The 16562-nt window shown below is 66.0% G+C and carries 15 protein-coding genes; 7 read left to right on the forward strand and 8 right to left on the reverse strand.

Annotated elements, in window-relative coordinates:
* Window positions 1-14: 14 nt before the first annotated feature.
* Entirely contained in the window at window positions 15-2105 is a 2091-nt protein-coding gene (locus tag V7S63_RS03110) for a molybdopterin-containing oxidoreductase family protein (protein WP_336529169.1), read from the reverse strand.
* A 226-nt stretch (window positions 2106-2331) separates the two neighbouring features.
* Between V7S63_RS03110 and V7S63_RS03115 the strand changes: the two genes are divergently transcribed.
* Window positions 2332-3156 (forward strand): MipA/OmpV family protein, encoded by an 825-nt coding sequence (locus V7S63_RS03115; RefSeq protein ID WP_336529170.1) that lies wholly within the window; start codon window positions 2332-2334, stop codon window positions 3154-3156.
* 76 nt (window positions 3157-3232) lie between these two features.
* On the opposite strand, the gene ndk is transcribed toward V7S63_RS03115, so the two are convergent.
* A complete protein-coding gene (gene ndk / locus V7S63_RS03120; protein ID WP_057192434.1) occupies window positions 3233-3655 on the reverse strand; it encodes a nucleoside-diphosphate kinase in 423 nt (140 codons plus the stop codon).
* Between the two features lie 279 nt (window positions 3656-3934).
* Here ndk and V7S63_RS03125 point away from each other — a divergent pair, with 279 nt between their 5' ends.
* Window positions 3935-4477, forward strand: a complete 543-nt coding sequence (locus V7S63_RS03125; RefSeq protein ID WP_100958991.1) for a GNAT family N-acetyltransferase — start codon at window positions 3935-3937, stop codon at window positions 4475-4477.
* 1 nt (window position 4478) lies between these two features.
* Here V7S63_RS03125 and V7S63_RS03130 read toward each other — a convergent pair whose 3' ends face one another.
* Window positions 4479-4748: a sel1 repeat family protein gene (locus V7S63_RS03130; protein ID WP_244543676.1), complete on the reverse strand. Its 270-nt coding sequence runs from the start codon at window positions 4746-4748 to the stop codon at window positions 4479-4481.
* 362 nt (window positions 4749-5110) lie between these two features.
* Between V7S63_RS03130 and V7S63_RS03135 the strand changes: the two genes are divergently transcribed.
* Entirely contained in the window at window positions 5111-5485 is a 375-nt protein-coding gene (locus tag V7S63_RS03135) for a DUF2147 domain-containing protein (RefSeq protein WP_100958990.1), read from the forward strand.
* Between the two features lie 130 nt (window positions 5486-5615).
* Here V7S63_RS03135 and V7S63_RS03140 read toward each other — a convergent pair whose 3' ends face one another.
* From V7S63_RS03140 to gatB, 4 genes are all read right to left on the reverse strand, one after another.
* The gene (locus V7S63_RS03140) at window positions 5616-6323 is read right to left on the reverse strand and encodes a glutathione S-transferase N-terminal domain-containing protein (protein ID WP_091829687.1); all 708 of its coding nucleotides are present in this window, start codon (window positions 6321-6323) and stop codon (window positions 5616-5618) included.
* A gap of 113 nt (window positions 6324-6436) precedes the next feature.
* Window positions 6437-6922, reverse strand: coding sequence for a GNAT family N-acetyltransferase (locus V7S63_RS03145; protein WP_336529171.1), 486 nt, complete (start codon window positions 6920-6922; stop codon window positions 6437-6439).
* A 32-nt stretch (window positions 6923-6954) separates the two neighbouring features.
* The gene (locus tag V7S63_RS03150) at window positions 6955-7461 is read right to left on the reverse strand and encodes a GNAT family N-acetyltransferase (protein WP_158673221.1); all 507 of its coding nucleotides are present in this window, start codon (window positions 7459-7461) and stop codon (window positions 6955-6957) included.
* The gene (gatB, locus tag V7S63_RS03155) at window positions 7458-8939 is read right to left on the reverse strand and encodes an Asp-tRNA(Asn)/Glu-tRNA(Gln) amidotransferase subunit GatB (protein WP_100958987.1); all 1482 of its coding nucleotides are present in this window, start codon (window positions 8937-8939) and stop codon (window positions 7458-7460) included. The genes V7S63_RS03150 and gatB overlap by 4 nt, the downstream gene beginning before the upstream one ends.
* Before the next feature lie 249 nt (window positions 8940-9188).
* On the opposite strand from gatB, the gene V7S63_RS03160 reads away from it, so the two are divergent.
* From V7S63_RS03160 to V7S63_RS03170, 3 genes are all read left to right on the forward strand, one after another.
* On the forward strand, window positions 9189-10322 hold the full coding sequence (locus tag V7S63_RS03160) for an efflux RND transporter periplasmic adaptor subunit (protein WP_091829693.1): 1134 nt from the start codon (window positions 9189-9191) through the stop codon (window positions 10320-10322).
* Between the two features lie 133 nt (window positions 10323-10455).
* Window positions 10456-13641 carry an efflux RND transporter permease subunit gene (locus V7S63_RS03165; RefSeq protein WP_091829695.1) on the forward strand — a complete coding sequence of 1062 codons (3186 nt, stop codon included), beginning with the start codon at window positions 10456-10458 and terminating at the stop codon, window positions 13639-13641.
* Window positions 13642-13653: 12 nt separating this feature from the next.
* Window positions 13654-14361: a glycine-rich domain-containing protein gene (locus V7S63_RS03170; protein ID WP_336529172.1), complete on the forward strand. Its 708-nt coding sequence runs from the start codon at window positions 13654-13656 to the stop codon at window positions 14359-14361.
* A gap of 8 nt (window positions 14362-14369) precedes the next feature.
* Here the strand turns inward: V7S63_RS03170 and V7S63_RS03175 are convergent, their stop codons facing one another.
* Complete coding sequence (locus V7S63_RS03175; RefSeq protein ID WP_091829699.1) at window positions 14370-14960, reverse strand: DUF2345 domain-containing protein; 591 nt, start codon at window positions 14958-14960, stop codon at window positions 14370-14372.
* A gap of 143 nt (window positions 14961-15103) precedes the next feature.
* Between V7S63_RS03175 and V7S63_RS03180 the strand changes: the two genes are divergently transcribed.
* A complete protein-coding gene (locus V7S63_RS03180) occupies window positions 15104-16561 on the forward strand; it encodes a cryptochrome/photolyase family protein (RefSeq protein ID WP_336529173.1) in 1458 nt (485 codons plus the stop codon).
* Window position 16562: the final 1 nt, after the last annotated feature.

Here is a 16562-nt window from a genome sequence, read left to right on the forward strand (position 1 = left end):
CAATGACGCAAAGGTCACACCGCCTTGCGAATCCAGACCTTATTGTCGTGAAAAGCGGCGCCGCCATAAGGCGCGGGCGAATCCGCGCCGGTGATGGTGTTGATGCCACGGCCGCCGCGATGGGCGCCGTTCGGCCAGATCGATTCGGCGATGACGACGCCGCGCACCAGGCCGTCGAACAGCACCGCGTCGAGCTCGACCGTGCCACGCCGGTTGCCGACCGTGACATGATCGCCCGCGGCGATGCCGAGCGCCGCCGCGTCGAGAGGATGCAGCATCAATGTCGGCGCGCCCTCCTTCTTCTGCGAGGTCGGCGTTTCGGTGAAGCTGGAGTTCAGGAAATTGCGGGCCGGGCTCGTGCCGAGCCGGAACGGATGCTCTTCATCCGCCTGCTCGATCACATCCCAATGATCGGGCAGCGAGGGCAGCGCCTCATGCGGACCGACAAGACCCTCGTTGCTGTTCGGCACCTTGGTCCAGTCCGGCTTGAAGCGGAACCTGCCGTCACGCCAGCCGAAGCCCTTGAGATAATGCGCCGTCTCGAAATCCGGCTGCACGTCGATGAAATCATTGGCGACCAGCTCCTCGAGCGTGCCGCGGCCGGTCTCCCGCAATGTCCAGTCGACGAGCTCCCGCGGCGTCATGCCGAAGCCGCGATGCTCGGCGCCGAGGCCCTGCGCCAGGGCACAGATCACCTCATGGTTCGAGCGGCATTCGCCCGGCGGGTCGACGAGCTTGCCGCCCCACATGATGTGCTGGTGGCCGCCGCCCTGGTAGAGGTCGTCATGCTCCATGAACTGCGTCGCCGGCAGCACGATGTCGGCCATCGCAGCGGTCTCGGTCATGAACTGCTCGTGCACGACAGTGAAGAGGTCGTCGCGCGCGAAGCCGCGTTTCACCAGCTCCTGCTCGGGCGCGACCGTGACCGGGTTGGTGTTCTGGATGAACAGCGCCTTGACCGGTCCGCCCTGGCGCAGCGCCTGCGCATCGCCGGTGAGGACGCGGCCGATCTGCGACTGGTCGAGCTGACGGACATTGCGGTCGACCTTGTCGAGGCCCTCGATCAGGCCCTTGCGCCATTTGTAGATGCCGCTGTTCGAGTGGAAGGCGCCGCCGCCCTCGTGCTGCCAGGCCCCGGTCACGGTCGGGATGCAGGAGGCAGCGTGGATGTTGACCGCGCCGTTGCGCTGGCGGGCGAAGCCGTAGCCGAGCCGGAAAAAGCTCTTCTTGCGCGTGCCGACGAGGGTGGCGAATTCCTCGATCTCGCCGACGCTGAGGCCGGTGATCGCCGCCGCCCATTCCGGCGTGCGGGTGGCAAGATGGGCTTCCAGCTCCGCCGGCGCATCGGCGAAGCGGGCAAGATAGTCGCGGTCGGCATGGCCGTCGCGGAAGAGCACATGCATGACGGCGCAGGCGAGCGCACCGTCTGTGCCGGGCTTGAGCACGAGCGGCAGATCAGCCTGGTCGAGCGTGGCGTTGCGATAGATGTCGATCGCGACGATCTTCGCTCCGCGCTCCTTCCGCGCCTTGACGGCGTGGTGCATGACGTTGACCTGCGTATGCACCGGGTTGGTGCCCCAGATCACCACGCAATCCGACTTCGCCATCTCGCGCGGATCTGGGCCGGAGAGCCGGCCGGTGCCGGCGATGAAGCCGGTCCAGGCGGTGGTCGTGCAGATCGTCGAGAACTGGCCGGAATAGCGCTTGGCGTGGCGCAGGCGATTGATGCCGTCGCGCATCACGAGGCCCATGGTGCCGGCATAGTAATAGGGCCAGACCGCCTCGGCGCCGTGCTCGGCCTCGATCGCGAGGAAACGCCTGCTGATCTCGTCCAGCGCCTCGTCCCAGGAGATGCGCTCGAAGGCACCGGAGCCCTTCGGGCCGGTGCGGCGCAGCGGATGCAGCAGCCGGTCCGGGTGATGGATGCGCTCGGCGTAGCGGGCGACCTTGGCGCAGATCACACCGTCCGTGTAGCTCTGGCGCTTGTTGCCGCGGACACGGCCGATCGTCCGGCCGTCGATGACCTCGACCTCGAGCGAGCAGGCCGAGGGGCAATCATGCGGGCAGACCGAAGGCAGGCGCGCGATACGAGGAAGCTCTGTCATCCCTCCTTCCTAGAACAGGTCCAGGGTTGGCGGAAGCGGGGCGGTTGCATTGCCCTGCGGCGGCAGGGCAAGGTGCGGGTCACCGGCGGCTGGGGATTCGGCCGGGCCATCAGCCATACGAGCAGCGGTGCCGCTGGCGGCTGCTCGTCAACTCCGGGTTAAGACTAATGATTCAAGTTGACCGCATCCGAGTAGTCCAAGGCGCTCACGCGCCGGAGTTCTGACGATGCGTTGCGTTGCGTTCCTTGCCGGCCTTGCGGCCGCATGCCTTTCCCTGGCGCTGACCGCCCCGGCGAAGGCACAGTCCTCCCAGTATGCGCAATACACCTCGCCCGAGCAGGTGCAGAACTGGCACCTGACGCTGGGCGCCGGCCTGCGCTACCAGCCGGACTATTCCGGATCGAACGACTACGTCTTCCGGCCGCGGCCGATCATCTCGCTGGGGCGCGGCACCAAGAGCACCTGGTGGACCTCCGAGGACGACGCGATCAGCATCGGCTTCTTCTCGGGCCAGGCCTGGCGCGTCGGCTTTTCCGGCAACCTGCTCTGGCAGCGCAAGGCCGATACCAATGTCGCCCTGCGCATCATGGGCGTGCCCGACACCAAATTCGGTGCCGAGGCCGGCGCCTTCGTCGAGTTCTATCCGACCTCCTGGCTGCGCACCCGCATCGACCTGCGCCGCGGCATCGTCGCCCATGACGCCATGGTCGCCGAGGCCAAGGTCGACGTCTTCCAGCGCATCGGGTCGTGGTCGCTCGGCGTCGGCCCACGCATGACCATCGTCGGCGCCGACTATGTCCGCACCTATTTCGGCGGCACGACCGCGGGCACCGGCGGCCTGCTGCAGCGCTACAATGCCGGCGTGCACTCGGTCGGCGCGATCGCGCAGGCGACCTATCACTGGTCCGACAAGCTGCAGACCACCGCCTATGTCGAATACAAGCGCCTGATGGGCGACGCCGCCAAGGCGCCGATCGTCAAGGCCTTCGGCGACCGCGACTCCGTCACCTTCGGCATCTCGGCGAGCTACGCCTTCGATCTCGGGTTCTGAGGCGCTTCAAGCCACGCAACGAAAAAGGGCGGGTCCAGCGGACCCGCCCTTCTTGTTTCCGGAACAGACGATCGGCTCAGCCGACGATCTCGTTGCCAGCGAAGAACTGGGCGATCTCGATCGCGGCGGTCTCCGGCGCGTCCGAGCCGTGCACGGTGTTCTCGCCGACCGACTGGGCGAAGAGCTTGCGGACGGTACCCTCGGCGGCATTGGCCGGGTTGGTCGCGCCCATCACCTCACGGTACTTGGCGATCGCGTCCTCGCCTTCGAGGACCTGCACGACGACCGGGCCCGAAGTCATGAACTCGACGAGCTCACCGAAGAAGGGGCGCTCCTTGTGGACGGCGTAGAAGGTCTGCGCCTGCGCCGTGGTCATCTGGATGCGCTTCTGCGCGACGATGCGCAGGCCGGCCTTCTCGATGACCGCGTTGACCGCGCCGGTGAGATTGCGCTTCGTCGCATCGGGCTTGAGAATGGAGAAGGTACGCTGGACAGCCATCGTTGTGATCCTTGCGGGAAAATCGGGGAATGCGGCGCGCTTATAGCGGCGCCCTCCCCCGGCCACAAGGCTGAGACGCACCTTGCAGGCCCGCGATCCGCCGTTATGATCCGCGCCATGATCGCCGCGGCTGCCCTCGTAATCCTGATGTCGACGCACCCGGAAGGGTGTGCGGGATCGGCATTGCGCTAAGCGCGCCGCGATCATCCCCCACGCACCCTGCCGCGGCGAGCAGGGTTCGATCGAATTCAGCTCTCCCGGCTATCCAGGAGAGCAGACATGACAATCGAAAGAGCCGATCCATCCGACGAAGCGGAGCAGTCACCTGGCTCCGGCCGGCTGCTGATCCGGGCTGTGCGCAGCGATGATGTGGAAGCGCTGACGACGCTGGTCAATTTGCCGCGTTTTCGCGCCGGAACCTTGCGCCTGCCCTATCAGCGAACAGAAGTGACGCGGCGCTGGCTGGAGAATCCGGATACCGAGGGACTTAACATCGTCGCATTGCGCGATGGCGAACTCATCGGTCAGGCCGGCATCGAGCGCTATCGCGGCCGGCGGGCGCATGTCGCCTATATCGGGATCGGCGTGCACGATAATCACCATGGCACCGGCGTTGGCACGGCGCTGCTTGGCGAACTCGTCGACGCCGCCGACAACTGGTTCGGGCTGAAGCGGCTGGAACTGACGGTCTACTCCGACAATGCGGTGGCTATCGCGCTCTACCGCAAGTTCGGCTTCGAGCCGGAGGGTCTTCTGCGCGCTTACGCTTTCCGTGCCGGCAGCTATGTCGATGCGCTCACGATGGCGCGGCTGCGGGTCTGATTCAGTGCCGGGTCAGGAACCTGCGCGCCTCGCGCAGCGCCTCGGCGACCTCGTCACGGCTCATCTCGAGCGCGAGCTCGGTACGGTGCGCCGCGGCGCGGGCGCAGCCCTTGGCGAAGGCGACGTTGAACCAGGTCTGCGCCGCGACCAGATCGACCGGGCCGGAGCGGCCGGACGCATGCATCAGGCCGAGCTCGTAATAGGCGTCGGCGGAAGCTTCCATCGGGATCGCCAGCGAGGCCGGGATCGCGCTCATTTCCATGCGTGCCATGACAAACTCTCCCTGTTTTCCTTCGATGCCAGCCCGTCTGGAGGCCGCAACTCGTGAGGAGAGGTTCGGGCCGGGCAGTAAAACAACCCGCTAAATTTTGAGATGAATCGAAGCTCAACGAGTCGCAAACGAGCGGTTAAAGCAAGATTCGATTCAGATTCATCGGTTCAATTCATCAGCAATTTCAATAGGATCGGAATCCGGCAGCGACCGGCGCGTCAACCTGCGATTCACCTTGCCCCAAGGTCAGCGCGACGAGCGGCCCTTCATGACTTGCCATCTTGGAAGCCGGCGCCGGTTCGGATATGGTTTACATCTGAACCATCTGAGCGACGAAGATCGCCATCCCGAGGAGGAACGCCATGGCCATTCGCCCCATCATCACCGCTGCCGGCCTGCTGCTCGCAGTCGCCGTTCCCGCGGCGGCGCAGGACGTCACTGGCACCTGGCTGCGCGACACCGGCGCCTCGAAGGTGCGCTTCACCAAATGCGGCGAGGCGATGTGCGGCACGATCTCCTGGCTCAAGGAGGCCAATGGCCCCGCGAAGGTCGGCCAGCGCATCTTCTACGACATGAAGCCGGCCAGTGCCGGCAAGTGGAACGGCAGCGCCTTCAACCCGGAGGACGGCAAGACCTATTCCGGCACGATGTCGCTTTCGGGCGACACGCTAACCACCTCCGGCTGCGTCATGGGCGGGCTGATCTGCCGCTCCGTGAAGTGGTCGCGCAGCAACTGAAACCAAGCTCGAGCGTCATGGTCGGGCTTGTCCCGACCATCCACGCCTTTGCTTCGCCGCTCGCATGCGATGTCAGAGACGTGGATGCTCGGCACACGGCCGAGCATGACGACAGTGCCAAGTCGGCGCCTCAGCGCGCCTTCTGGCCGAACAGGACCGCCTTTTCCTCCGGCGTCGAGATGCCCGCCGGGTTGCGCAGTTCCTCGGCGACCTTGAGGCCGCGCTTCACGGCGGGACGGGCCAGCACCGTGTCGAGCCAGCGCCCGACATTGGGGAACTGCTTGATGTCCTGGCCCTGGCGCTCCCAGCCCCGGGCCCAGCCGACGCAGGCCATGTCGGCGATCGAATAGTCGTCGCAGATGTAGTCGCGGCCTTCGAGACGCTTGTTCAGCACACCATAGAGGCGGTTGGCCTCGTTGGTGTAGCGGTCGATCGCGTAGGGCACCTTCTCCGGCGCGTAGATGCGGAAATGGTGGGTCTGGCCGAGCATCGGGCCGAAGCCGCCCATCTGCCAGAACAGCCACTCGTCAACGGCGACGCGGCCGCGCTCGTCGGTCGGATAGAACTGTCCGGTCTTGCGGCCAAGATATTGCAGGATCGCGCCGGATTCGAATACCGAGATCGGCTTGCCGTCCGGCCCCTCGGGATCGACGATCGCCGGCATGCGGTTGTTCGGCGAGATCGCCAGGAACTCCGGCTTGAACTGGTCGCCTTTGCCGATGTTCACCGGGATGACGTTGTACGGCAGCCCCGTTTCCTCGAGCATGATGGAAATCTTCCAGCCGTTCGGCGTCGGCCAGTAATGGAGATCGATCGGCTTGCCCTGCACTGCTGCCATGTCCCAGTCCTCGCGGGTTGTTGCGGGTCGACAGGACATCTAGGTCGTGGGTCCGGCCAGCGTAAGCGCCGGCGCCGTGCGCCCGGAGCGGGCGCGGCATGCGGGCAGCGCGTTTACAACGCCAGCTTGAAGCCTTCGTGGGTCTGGCTGAAGCCGATGCGAAGGTAGAAGCGATGCGCCGCCTCGCGCGACTTGTCCGAGGTGAGCTCGACGAGGCCGGCGCCCTTCCGGCGGGCGACCTCGACGGCATGGGCGACCATGGCCTCGCCGACGCGCCGGCCGCGCAGGTCGGGGTGGACGTGGACGCTTTCGAGCTTGGCGCGCTTGCGGCCGCGATAGGCCAGGCCCGGGATCAGCGTGAGCTGCAAGGTGCCGACAACCTTGCCGTCGAGCTCGGCGACGAAGAGCGTGTTGTAGGGGCTGGCGTCGACTTCCGCGAAGGCAGCGAGATAGGCCGGGTTCTGCGCCTCCTCCTCGATCTCGGCGAGCGTGCGCGTCTGCGTGGCGGCGCCCAGCATGATCAGGGCAGCGATGCGTGGAACGTCCTCGGGCCGCGCCTCGCGCATGGTCACTGCGGCATGATCGGCTGCCTCGGCCATCGTCGTCTCCATCAGGAATCCGCCAGGAGCGCTCAGATCATAACCAGCCGCTTGGCCATGATCAGCGTGTTGGGCGTGTCCTCGCGTCCGTCGAAGCGGGCCTGACGCTGGAGGAAGAAGCCCATGCGCTCGTAGAACGCGATTGCGAGCTCGTTCTGGCTCTCGACCTCCAGCCGCGCCACCGGCGCATCGGGAAAACAGGCGAGCGCGACCTGCAGCAATGTGCGTCCTATGCCCTCGCCCTGCCGCGCCGGCGAGACATAGAGCCGCGTCAGCATCGCCGCCCGGTCTGGCTCGCTCCGGGCGGAGGCGGTGCCGACGATCTCCTCGCCCAGAAGCGCAACCAGGAAGACGCCGCTGTCGCGGCCGAGCTGGGCTGCGAGCGCATCGAGCGAGTGCCAGGCATTGGTGATCTCGGCGACGCGGCGCCAGCCATAGATGCCGTCATAGGCGTCGTGCCAGGTCTCGACCAACAGCGAGCGGACCGCCGGCAGATCGGCGGTCTCAGCATCGCGGATAATCAAGTCCTTCTGCGTCACTCTATGCCCAGCTTCTTCTTCAGGATCTCGTTCAGCGCCTGCGGATTGGCCTTGCCGCCCGAGGCCTTCATCGCCTGGCCGACGAACCAGCCCAGCATGGTCGGCTTCGCCTTGACCTGCTCGACCTTGTCCGGGTTGGCGGCGATGATCTCGTCGACCGCCTTCTCGATCGCGCCGGTGTCGGTGACCTGCTTCATGCCGCGGGCCTCGACGATCTCGCGCGGGTCGCCGCCCTCGGTCCAGACGATCTCGAACAGGTCCTTGGCGATCTTGCCGGAGATCACGCCCTCGCCGATCAGGTCGACCAGGCCGCCGAGCTGCGCCGCCGAGACTGGCGAGGCCGAGACGTCCTTGCCTTCCTTGTTGAGGCGGCCGAACAGCTCGTTGATCACCCAGTTCGCGGCGGCCTTGCCGTCGCGGCCCTTGGCGACCGCCTCGAAATAGTCGGCCTGATCGCGCTCGGCGACGAGCACCGAGGCGTCGTAGGGCGAGAGCCCATATTCGGCGATGAAACGGCCCTTCTTGGCGTCGGGCAGCTCCGGCAGCTGCGCCTTCAGCCCGGCGACGAAGGCATCGTCGAATTCGAGCGGCAGCAGGTCCGGATCGGGGAAATAGCGGTAGTCGTGCGCCTCTTCCTTGGAGCGCAACGAGCGGGTCTCCCCCTTGCCGGGATCGTAGAGGCGGGTCTCCTGATCGATCGTGCCGCCATCCTCGAGGATGCCGATCTGGCGGCGGGCCTCGACCTCGATCGCCTGGCCGATGAAGCGGATCGAGTTGACGTTCTTGATCTCGCAGCGCGTGCCAAAGGGCGCGCCGGGCTTGCGCACGGAGACGTTGACGTCGGCGCGCAGGTTGCCCTTCTCCATGTCGCCGTCGCAGGAGCCGATATAGCGCAGGATGGTACGCAGCTTCGAGACATAGGCCTTGGCCTCGTCGGCCGAACGCAGATCCGGCTTGGAGACGATCTCCATCAGCGCCACGCCCGAGCGGTTGAGATCGACGAAGCTCATGGTCGGGTGCTGGTCGTGCATCGACTTGCCGGCGTCCTGCTCGAGGTGCAGGCGCTCGATGCCGACGCTGATCTGCTCGGTCGGCGACAGGTCGACCGCGATCTCGCCCTCGCCGACGACCGGATGCTTGTACTGGCTGATCTGGTAGCCCTGCGGCAGATCGGGGTAGAAATAGTTCTTGCGGTCGAAGACCGAGCGCTTGTTGATCTGCGCGTTGAGGCCGAGCCCGGTGCGGACCGCCTGGCGCACGCATTCCTCGTTGATCACCGGCAGCATGCCCGGCATCGCCGCGTCGATGAGGCTGACATGGGCGTTCGGCTCGCCGCCGAAAGCGGTCGAGGAGCCCGAGAACAGCTTGGCGTTGGAGGTAACCTGCGCGTGGATCTCGAGGCCGATCACGATTTCCCAGTCGCCGGTCGCACCCTTGATCAGCTTCTTCGGGTCGGCGGGACGGACATGCGCATTCATGAGGGGACTTCCACGAGATGTTGCTGCTGACGCTGTCGCGTGCGTCCCTCAGGTAGAGCTTCGGCCCGTCGCCAGCAAGCGCCTGTTGTACCGGTTTCAGCCGGCGATGGAGCGAACATGGCCTGTTACGGTGAAAATTGCAGCAAAATGTCGAGTGAAGAAACTTGACAATCGTCAGTATGATGGAGTTGTTGCGCATTGGCCGGAAACCGTGAAGGTTGCGCCGCGCCCGCATTTTCGGAGTTTCACATGATCCGCCGCTCCAGCCGGGCCATTGTTGCCCTGGCGGCCCTGCTCCCGGCCCTTTCAGCCGAGGCCCTCGCTCAAGGTGCACCGCCGGCTCCGCCGGTGACGGTCGCGACCCCGCTCGCCAAGCGCGTCACAAACTGGGACGAGTTCACCGGGCGCTTCGAAGCGAGCGAACAGGTCGAGGTCCGCGCCCGCGTCTCCGGCTTCCTCGATTCGGTGCACTTCCGCGACGGCGACCTGGTCAAGGCCGGCGACCTGCTCTTCACCATCGACCAGCGGCCCTACAAGCTCGCCGTCGATGCGGCCAGAGCCGAGGTGGCGCGCGCCAAGGCGCAGGTCGACCTCAACCAGAACGAGGTCGAGCGCGCCGAGGCGCTGACGCAGAACCGTACCATCACCGCCCGCGACATCGACCAGCGCCGTGCCAACCTCAACGGCGCGATCGCCAGCCAGCAGGCGGCCGAGGCCAATCTGAAGACGGCCGAGCTCAACCTCGAGTGGACGCAGGTCCGCGCGCCGCTCGCCGGCCGCGTCTCGAACAAGCGCGTCGACCAGGGCAACCTGATCGCCGGCGGCCAGTCGGGCGCGACACTGCTGACCACGATCGTCGCCGTCGATCCGATCAAGTTCGTCTTCGACGCCTCGGAGGCCGACTATCTGCGCTACGCAAAGTCGCAGGATCTGCGCAAGCCCGGGACGCCAGTACGCGTGCGGCTTTCGAGCGAAACCAAATGGGACCGCGAAGGCAAGATCGATTTCGTCGACAACGCATTGAACGCCCGCTCGGCGACGATCCGGACCCGCGCCGTCTTCCCGAATCCCGACGGGCAGCTGACGCCGGGGACCTTCGGGCGGCTGCGCCTCTTCGCCGGCGAAGGCGACGCGTTGCTGGTGCCGGATGCGGTCATCGTCTCCGACCAGGCCAACAAGATCGTGTTCACGGTCGGCGCCGACAACAAGGTGGTGCCGAAGCCGGTTCAGCTCGGCGCGATCAGCGACGGGCTGCGTGTCATCACCAAGGGCCTCGCTGCGAGCGACAAGGTGATCGTGAACGGCATCGCCAATCCGATGGTGCGCCCGGGCGTCGCCGTGACGCCGCAGCCGACCGAGATCAAGGCCGCCGCTGCCAACTGACGGCCGCAACAGGCCGCACCAAGAGTGGACGGCATTGTCCGTCCGCCCTGCCCAAGCCTTCGTATTCGCCGCAATTTTGAACGGAAAACTGGTCTCCACTTTTCCTGGAATTGCTTAAGGCCAGGACCATCGCATGTTCCGCTTCGCCCATTTCTTCATCGACAGGCCGATCTTCGCGACCGTGCTCTCGGTGCTGCTGACGATCGCCGGCGCCATCACGCTGCGCACCCTGCCGATCGCAGAATATCCCGAGATCGCGCCGCCGACCGTCACGATCACCGCGAACTATCCGGGCGCCTCGGCCGAGGTCGTCGCCTCGACGGTGGCCGCGCCGATCGAGCAGGAAGTCAACGGCGTCGACGACATGCTATACATCTCGTCGCAGTCGACCGGCGACGGGCGCGTGACGATCAACGTCGTCTTCAAGGCCGGCACCGACGTCGACCAGGCTCAGGTGCTGGTGCAGAACCGCGTTTCCGCGGCCGAGCCGCGCCTGCCGCAGGAAGTCCGCACGCTCGGCCTGCAGGTCCGCAAGGCCTCGCCGGACTTCCTGATGGTCATCCACATGCTGTCCCCGGACGGCTCGCGCGACCAGCAATACGTCTCGAACTACACCACGCTGAACGTCAAGGACGTGCTGACCCGCGTCGAGGGCGTCGGCGACGTCCAGGTCTTCGGTGCGCGCGACTATGCGATGCGCGTCTGGCTCGACCCCGCCAAGGTCGCGGCACGCAACCTGACCGCAGGCGATGTCGTCGCCGCGATCCGCGCCGCCAACATCCAGGTCGCGGCGGGTGCGATCAACCAGCCGCCGGCGAAGTCGGACGGGGCCTTCCAGCTCTCGGTCAACACGCTCGGGCGCCTGACCAGCATCGACGAGTTCTACAACATCGTCGTCCGCTCGGATGCCGACGGCGGCACGATCCGCGTGCGCGACATCGCCCGGGTCGAGCTCGGCGCGCAGGACTACCTGTCGAACTCCTATCTCGACAACAAGGAGGCCGTCGCGATCGGCGTCTTCCAGCGCCCCGGCACGAACGCGCTGGCTGCCTCGGAAGCGCTCATCAAGACGATGGAGACGCTGTCGAAGAGCTTCCCGGCCGGCGTGGAGCACACCATCGTCTACAACCCGACCGAGTTCATCAGGGAATCCGTCTCGGCCGTCGTCGCGACCCTGCTCGAAGCGATCGTGCTGGTCGTGATCGTGGTGATCCTGTTCCTGCAGACCTGGCGCGCCGCGATCATCCCGATCATCGCGATCCCGGTCTCGCTGGTCGGCACCTTCCTGATCATGAGTGCGGTCGGGATCTCCTTCAACACGATCTCGCTGCTGGCGCTCGTGCTGGCGATCGGCATCGTCGTCGACGACGCGATCGTCGTGGTCGAGAACGTCGAGCGCTATCTGGCGCAGGGAATGAGCGCGGTCGACGCAGCACACAAGACGATGGACGAGGTCGGCGGCGCGCTGCTGGCGATCGCCCTCGTGCTCTGCGCCGTGTTCATTCCGACCGCCTTCATCACCGGTCTGCAAGGCACGTTCTACCAGCAGTTCGCGGTCACGATCGCGGCCTCGACGGCGATCTCCTGCTTCGTCTCCCTGACCCTGTCGCCGGCCCTGGCCGCAATCCTCCTGAAGCCTCACAGCCATGAGGAGCCGAAGGGCTTCCTGGCGGTGCTGAGTGCGCCGCTGCGCTGGTTCTTCAAGTACTTCAACAAGGCCTTCGACTGGCTCTCGCACGCTTACGGCTCGGCGACCTCGCGCCTGATCCGCTTCGGCGTGATCATGCTGCTGGTCTATGCGGGCCTGATCGCGGTCGCCGGCCAACGGCTCGCGGCAATCCCGACCGGCCTCGTCCCACAGCTCGACCGCGGCTACTTCATCGCGGTCTTCCAGCTGCCGCCCGGCTCGTCTCTGCCCCGAACCGATGCCGTCATCCGCAAGGCGACCGATGTCCTCCTGTCACGGCCGGGCGTCGCCCATGCCGTCGCCTTCGCCGGCCTCGACGGCGCGACCTTCACGCTCGCCCCGAATGCCGGTGTCGCCTTCGTCACGCTGACCGACTTCAAGGAGCGGGCCAAGCAGGGGCTTACAACCCAGGGCATCCTCAACGACCTGCGCACCCAGCTGTTCTCGATCGGCGAGGCTTTCGCCCTGATCATCGAGCCCCCGGCGGTTCCCGGCATCGGCAATGGCGGTGGTCTCAAGGGTTATGTCCAGGATCGTGGCGGCAAGGGCCTGGCAGCGCTGGAAGGCGCGACCTGGGCCGTGGCCGGGACAGCCGGCCAGACGCCCGGCATCCAGCAGCCGTTCACGCTGTTCTCGACCAAGACGCCGCAGATCTATGCCGATATCGACCGCACCAAGGCGGAGATGCTCGGCGTCCCGGTGACGCGCGTGTTCGAGACGCTGTCGATCTATATGGGCTCTGCCTATGTGAACGACTTCAACATCCTTGGCCGCACCTTCCGCGTCACGGCCCAGGCCGACAATCCCCAGCGTCTCGACATCCGCGACGTCGCCGATCTGAAGACGCGCAATGCCGATGGCGAGATGGTGCCGATCGGCTCGGTGGCGACCTTCTCGGACACGACCGGCGCCTATCGCGTGCCCCGCTACAACCTCTATCCGGCGGCTGAAGTGCAGATGTCGATGGCGCGCGGGTATTCGACCGGCCAGGGCATCGCGGCGGTGGAGAAGATCGCGAACCAGGTGCTGCCAGCCGGCTTCGGCTTCGAGTGGACCGAGATCGCGCTGCAGGAGAAACTCGCCGGCAATACCGCGATCATCGCCTTCGGCCTCGCCGTCGTCTTCGTCTTCCTCTTGCTGGCGGCGCTGTACGAAAGCTGGACCCTGCCGCTGGCGGTCATCCTGATCGTGCCGATGTGTATCCTCGCGGCGATGATCGGCGTCGGCTACAAGGACTTCGACCGCAACGTGCTCGTCGATATCGGCCTTGTCGTGCTCGTCGGCCTCGCGGCGAAGAATGCGATCCTGATCGTCGAGTTCGCCAAGCAGGCCGAGGACGAGGGCATGAGCCGGCGCGATGCCGCGATCGCGGCAGCCCGTACCCGGCTGCGGCCGATCCTGATGACTTCGCTGGCCTTCATCCTCGGCGTTCTGCCGCTCACGACGTCTGTCGGCGCCGGCGCGGAAATGCGGCAGGTGCTGGGTATCGCGGTGTTCTCCGGCATGATCGGCGTCACGCTGTTCGGCCTGCTGTTCACTCCGGTGTTCTACGTCGTGGTGCGCTGGCTCGCCTCGCTCGGCGGCAAGAAGAAGCCGGCCGAGCCGAAGCAGGCGACGCCACAGGCGCACTGACGAGCGAACACGATGAACGCCGCCACCATCATCATCGGCATGGTGGTGGCGGTCGTTCTCCTGCTCGTCGCGGGCAATGCGCTCGCTTCGTACAAGCGCCTGCGCCGGGCGGAGTTCATCCGGCGCTACCCCTGGCCACGGGGGCTGCTCGACAAGCTCGCCCAGCAGCACCCCGGCTTCACCCGCAAGGAGTCGGCGCTGGTCTCCGAGGGCCTGCGCCAATTCTTCCTGGCCTATCTCAATTCCGGGCGGCGCGAGGTCGCGATGCCCTCGCAGGTCGCGGACGATCTCTGGCACGAGTTCATCCTCTACACCCGCGACTACGGCCGATTCTGCAACCAGGCCTTCGGGCGCTTCCTGCATCACACGCCGGCCGTCACGCTGCGCGAGGGCGCGCAGCGCGACAATTCGGCCCTGCGCCGCGTCTGGTGGCAATGCTGCCGCGACGAGAACATCGACCCGGTCCGCCCGACGCGCCTGCCGCTGCTCTTCGCGCTCGACACCAAGCTCAGGATCGCAAACGGCTTCGTCTATGCGCCCGATTGCGAGGCGCTGCGGCGCAATGGCGACCGCGGCACGCAATGCGGCGGCGATTTCTCGAGCTCTTCCATCGACGGAGGCACGGACGGCTTCGGTGACAGCAGCAGGTCCTCCGGTGACGCCAGCTCCGACAGCGGCGGCGGCGATGGCGGGGGCTGCGGCGGCGGAGGCGGCGACTGAGTAGCGGCTCAGTTCTGCTTGATCTTCGAGCCCTTGATCACGACATCGGAACTCGCCGTCGCATTGATCTTGCCGCTCGCCTTGATCGTGACGTCCTTGCCCTTGAGGTCGACGGAGCCATCCTTCTTCAGGTTGAGTTCGGCCGAACCGGTGTCGAGCAGGATGCTGTCGGCAGCTTTCACCACGAGCGCCTTGCCGCTGGCGATCTCGAAGTCCTTGCTGCTGTCGAGATCGATGCTGACCGCAGCCGCAACCTCGAAGGCGCGCGTCGCCAGGCTGATCTCGCGATTGGCGTTCATGCTCAGCGCAGTGCCCGCGATGATGCCGATACTCGTGCCCGCAGTCGTTCGGACGGCGTTGCCGACATTCACGACATAGGCCGAGCCCACGGACGTGCGGAAATTGCTTCCGACGGTCAGCGCGAGTTCGGCGCCGACATTGACGGTACAGGTGCCGCCGACGGAGATCGAGAGCCCGGCCGGGGCCGTGATCGCGACCGCGCCACCGCGCCCGACATTGAAGGCCTGCAGCAAAGCTGCGAGTTGCGCCTCGAGGACGGCGATCCGCCGGCTCAGCGCCTCGACTTCCGGCGTAGCCATGAATTCGTCCCCCCTTCTTTCGGGCGCAGCCAGCCCAATCTATCACAAACCGCTGCGGCTCGTGACGCACTATCCCTTTGCGCCACGAAACCAGTCCAACCCCGTCGGCGTATCAAAGCATCGCATAGAGAAGGCTGACCTAAGTGACTGCACGCCCTGCCCTGTTCTGGTTCCGCGACGATCTGCGCCTGTCCGACAATCCAGCTTTGAGAGCGGCGAGCGAGGACGGCCCTCTCACCTGCGTCTACATACTCGACACGTCGACGGAGCGCCAGGCGCTCGGCGGCGCTGCGCGCTGGTGGCTGTCGCGCTCCTTGCAGGCACTGTCGGACGCCATCGCGGCGAAAGGCGGCGAACTGCTGATCCTGCGCGGCGATCCGGCAGAGCTTTTGCCTGATGTCGTCGAGCGCACCGGCAGCGGCTATGTCGCCTGGAACCGGCGCTATGACAGCGCCGCTATCGCTCTCGACAAGGCGCTCAAGGCCGAGTTGACCGAGGCCGGCGTCGCGGTCGAGAGCTTCAACGCCAACCTGCTCAACGAACCCTGGCAGGTTAAGACCAAGGCGGATGGACCATTCAAGGTGTTCACGCCCTATTGGCGCGCCGTGCGCGAAAGCGGCGAGCCGTCGGCCCCGCTCCCTGCCCCAGCCAGGCTTAGCAAAACGAGGCTGCCAGCGGCCCTGCGTGAACAGACTCTCACGGTCGCAGGTCTCGCTCTGGAGCCGACGACGCCCGACTGGGCCGGTGGGCTGCGTGAAGCCTGGACACCGGGCGAGGATGGGGCGCGGGATCGGCTCGATACTTTCCTCGACGAAACGATCGCCGGCTATCGCGAGGCCCGCGACCTGCCGGATCGGCTGTCGACCTCGCGGCTGTCGCCGCACCTACGCTTCGGCGAGATCAGCCCGCGCCAGATCTGGCATGCGACCCGTGCTGCAGAGGAGGCAGGCAGAACGCCGGGCTCGGCCGCCGATATCGAAAAATTCTTCAGCGAGATCGGCTGGCGCGAGTTCTCCTACCATCTGCTCTTCCACAATCCCGAGCTCGCCAGCGTCAACTATGATCGCCGTTTCGACGCGATGTCCTGGGAGACCGACGAAGCCGGCCTGGCGGCATGGCAGAAGGGCCTGACCGGCTATCCGATCGTCGATGCTGGCCTGCGCGAGCTCTGGCAGACCGGCTGGATGCACAACCGCGTCCGAATGATCACGGCCTCCTTCCTGATCAAGCATCTGCTGACCGACTGGCGTGCCGGCGAAACCTGGTTCTGGGACACGCTGGTCGATGCGGACCCCGCCAATAATCCGGCGAGCTGGCAATGGGTCGCCGGCTCCGGCGCCGATGCAGCTCCCTATTTCCGCGTCTTCAACCCGGTAACGCAAGGCGAGAAATTCGATCCGAAGGGCGCTTATGTCAGGCGCTTCGTTCCCGAGTTGGCAGAGCTGGACGACAAGTTCATCCACCGTCCATGGGATGCACCTGCGGGCGAACTGAAAAAGGCCGGGATCATCCTCGGCAGCGACTATCCGAAACCGATCATCGCCCTCGACTTCGGCCGCCAGCGCGCCCTCGACGCCTTCGCTGCCCTTCGTTCGGAATAGC

The sequence above is a fragment of the Allobosea sp. CCNWLY174 genome (assembly GCF_037120455.1).
Classification (GTDB): Bacteria; Pseudomonadota; Alphaproteobacteria; order Rhizobiales; family Beijerinckiaceae; genus Allobosea; species Allobosea lupini.

Coding starts and splice junctions, on each gene's coding strand:
- V7S63_RS03110 (WP_336529169.1), bottom strand. CDS start 2,105: ATGACAGAGCTTCCTCGTATCGCGCGCCTGCCTTCGGTCTGCCCGCAT.
- V7S63_RS03115 (WP_336529170.1), top strand. CDS start 2,332: ATGCGTTGCGTTGCGTTCCTTGCCGGCCTTGCGGCCGCATGCCTTTCC.
- ndk (WP_057192434.1), bottom strand. CDS start 3,655: ATGGCTGTCCAGCGTACCTTCTCCATTCTCAAGCCCGATGCGACGAAG.
- V7S63_RS03125 (WP_100958991.1), top strand. CDS start 3,935: ATGACAATCGAAAGAGCCGATCCATCCGACGAAGCGGAGCAGTCACCT.
- V7S63_RS03130 (WP_244543676.1), bottom strand. CDS start 4,748: ATGGCACGCATGGAAATGAGCGCGATCCCGGCCTCGCTGGCGATCCCG.
- V7S63_RS03135 (WP_100958990.1), top strand. CDS start 5,111: ATGGCCATTCGCCCCATCATCACCGCTGCCGGCCTGCTGCTCGCAGTC.
- V7S63_RS03140 (WP_091829687.1), bottom strand. CDS start 6,323: ATGGCAGCAGTGCAGGGCAAGCCGATCGATCTCCATTACTGGCCGACG.
- V7S63_RS03145 (WP_336529171.1), bottom strand. CDS start 6,922: ATGGCCGAGGCAGCCGATCATGCCGCAGTGACCATGCGCGAGGCGCGG.
- gatB (WP_100958987.1), bottom strand. CDS start 8,939: ATGAATGCGCATGTCCGTCCCGCCGACCCGAAGAAGCTGATCAAGGGT.
- V7S63_RS03160 (WP_091829693.1), top strand. CDS start 9,189: ATGATCCGCCGCTCCAGCCGGGCCATTGTTGCCCTGGCGGCCCTGCTC.
- V7S63_RS03165 (WP_091829695.1), top strand. CDS start 10,456: ATGTTCCGCTTCGCCCATTTCTTCATCGACAGGCCGATCTTCGCGACC.
- V7S63_RS03170 (WP_336529172.1), top strand. CDS start 13,654: ATGAACGCCGCCACCATCATCATCGGCATGGTGGTGGCGGTCGTTCTC.
- V7S63_RS03175 (WP_091829699.1), bottom strand. CDS start 14,960: ATGGCTACGCCGGAAGTCGAGGCGCTGAGCCGGCGGATCGCCGTCCTC.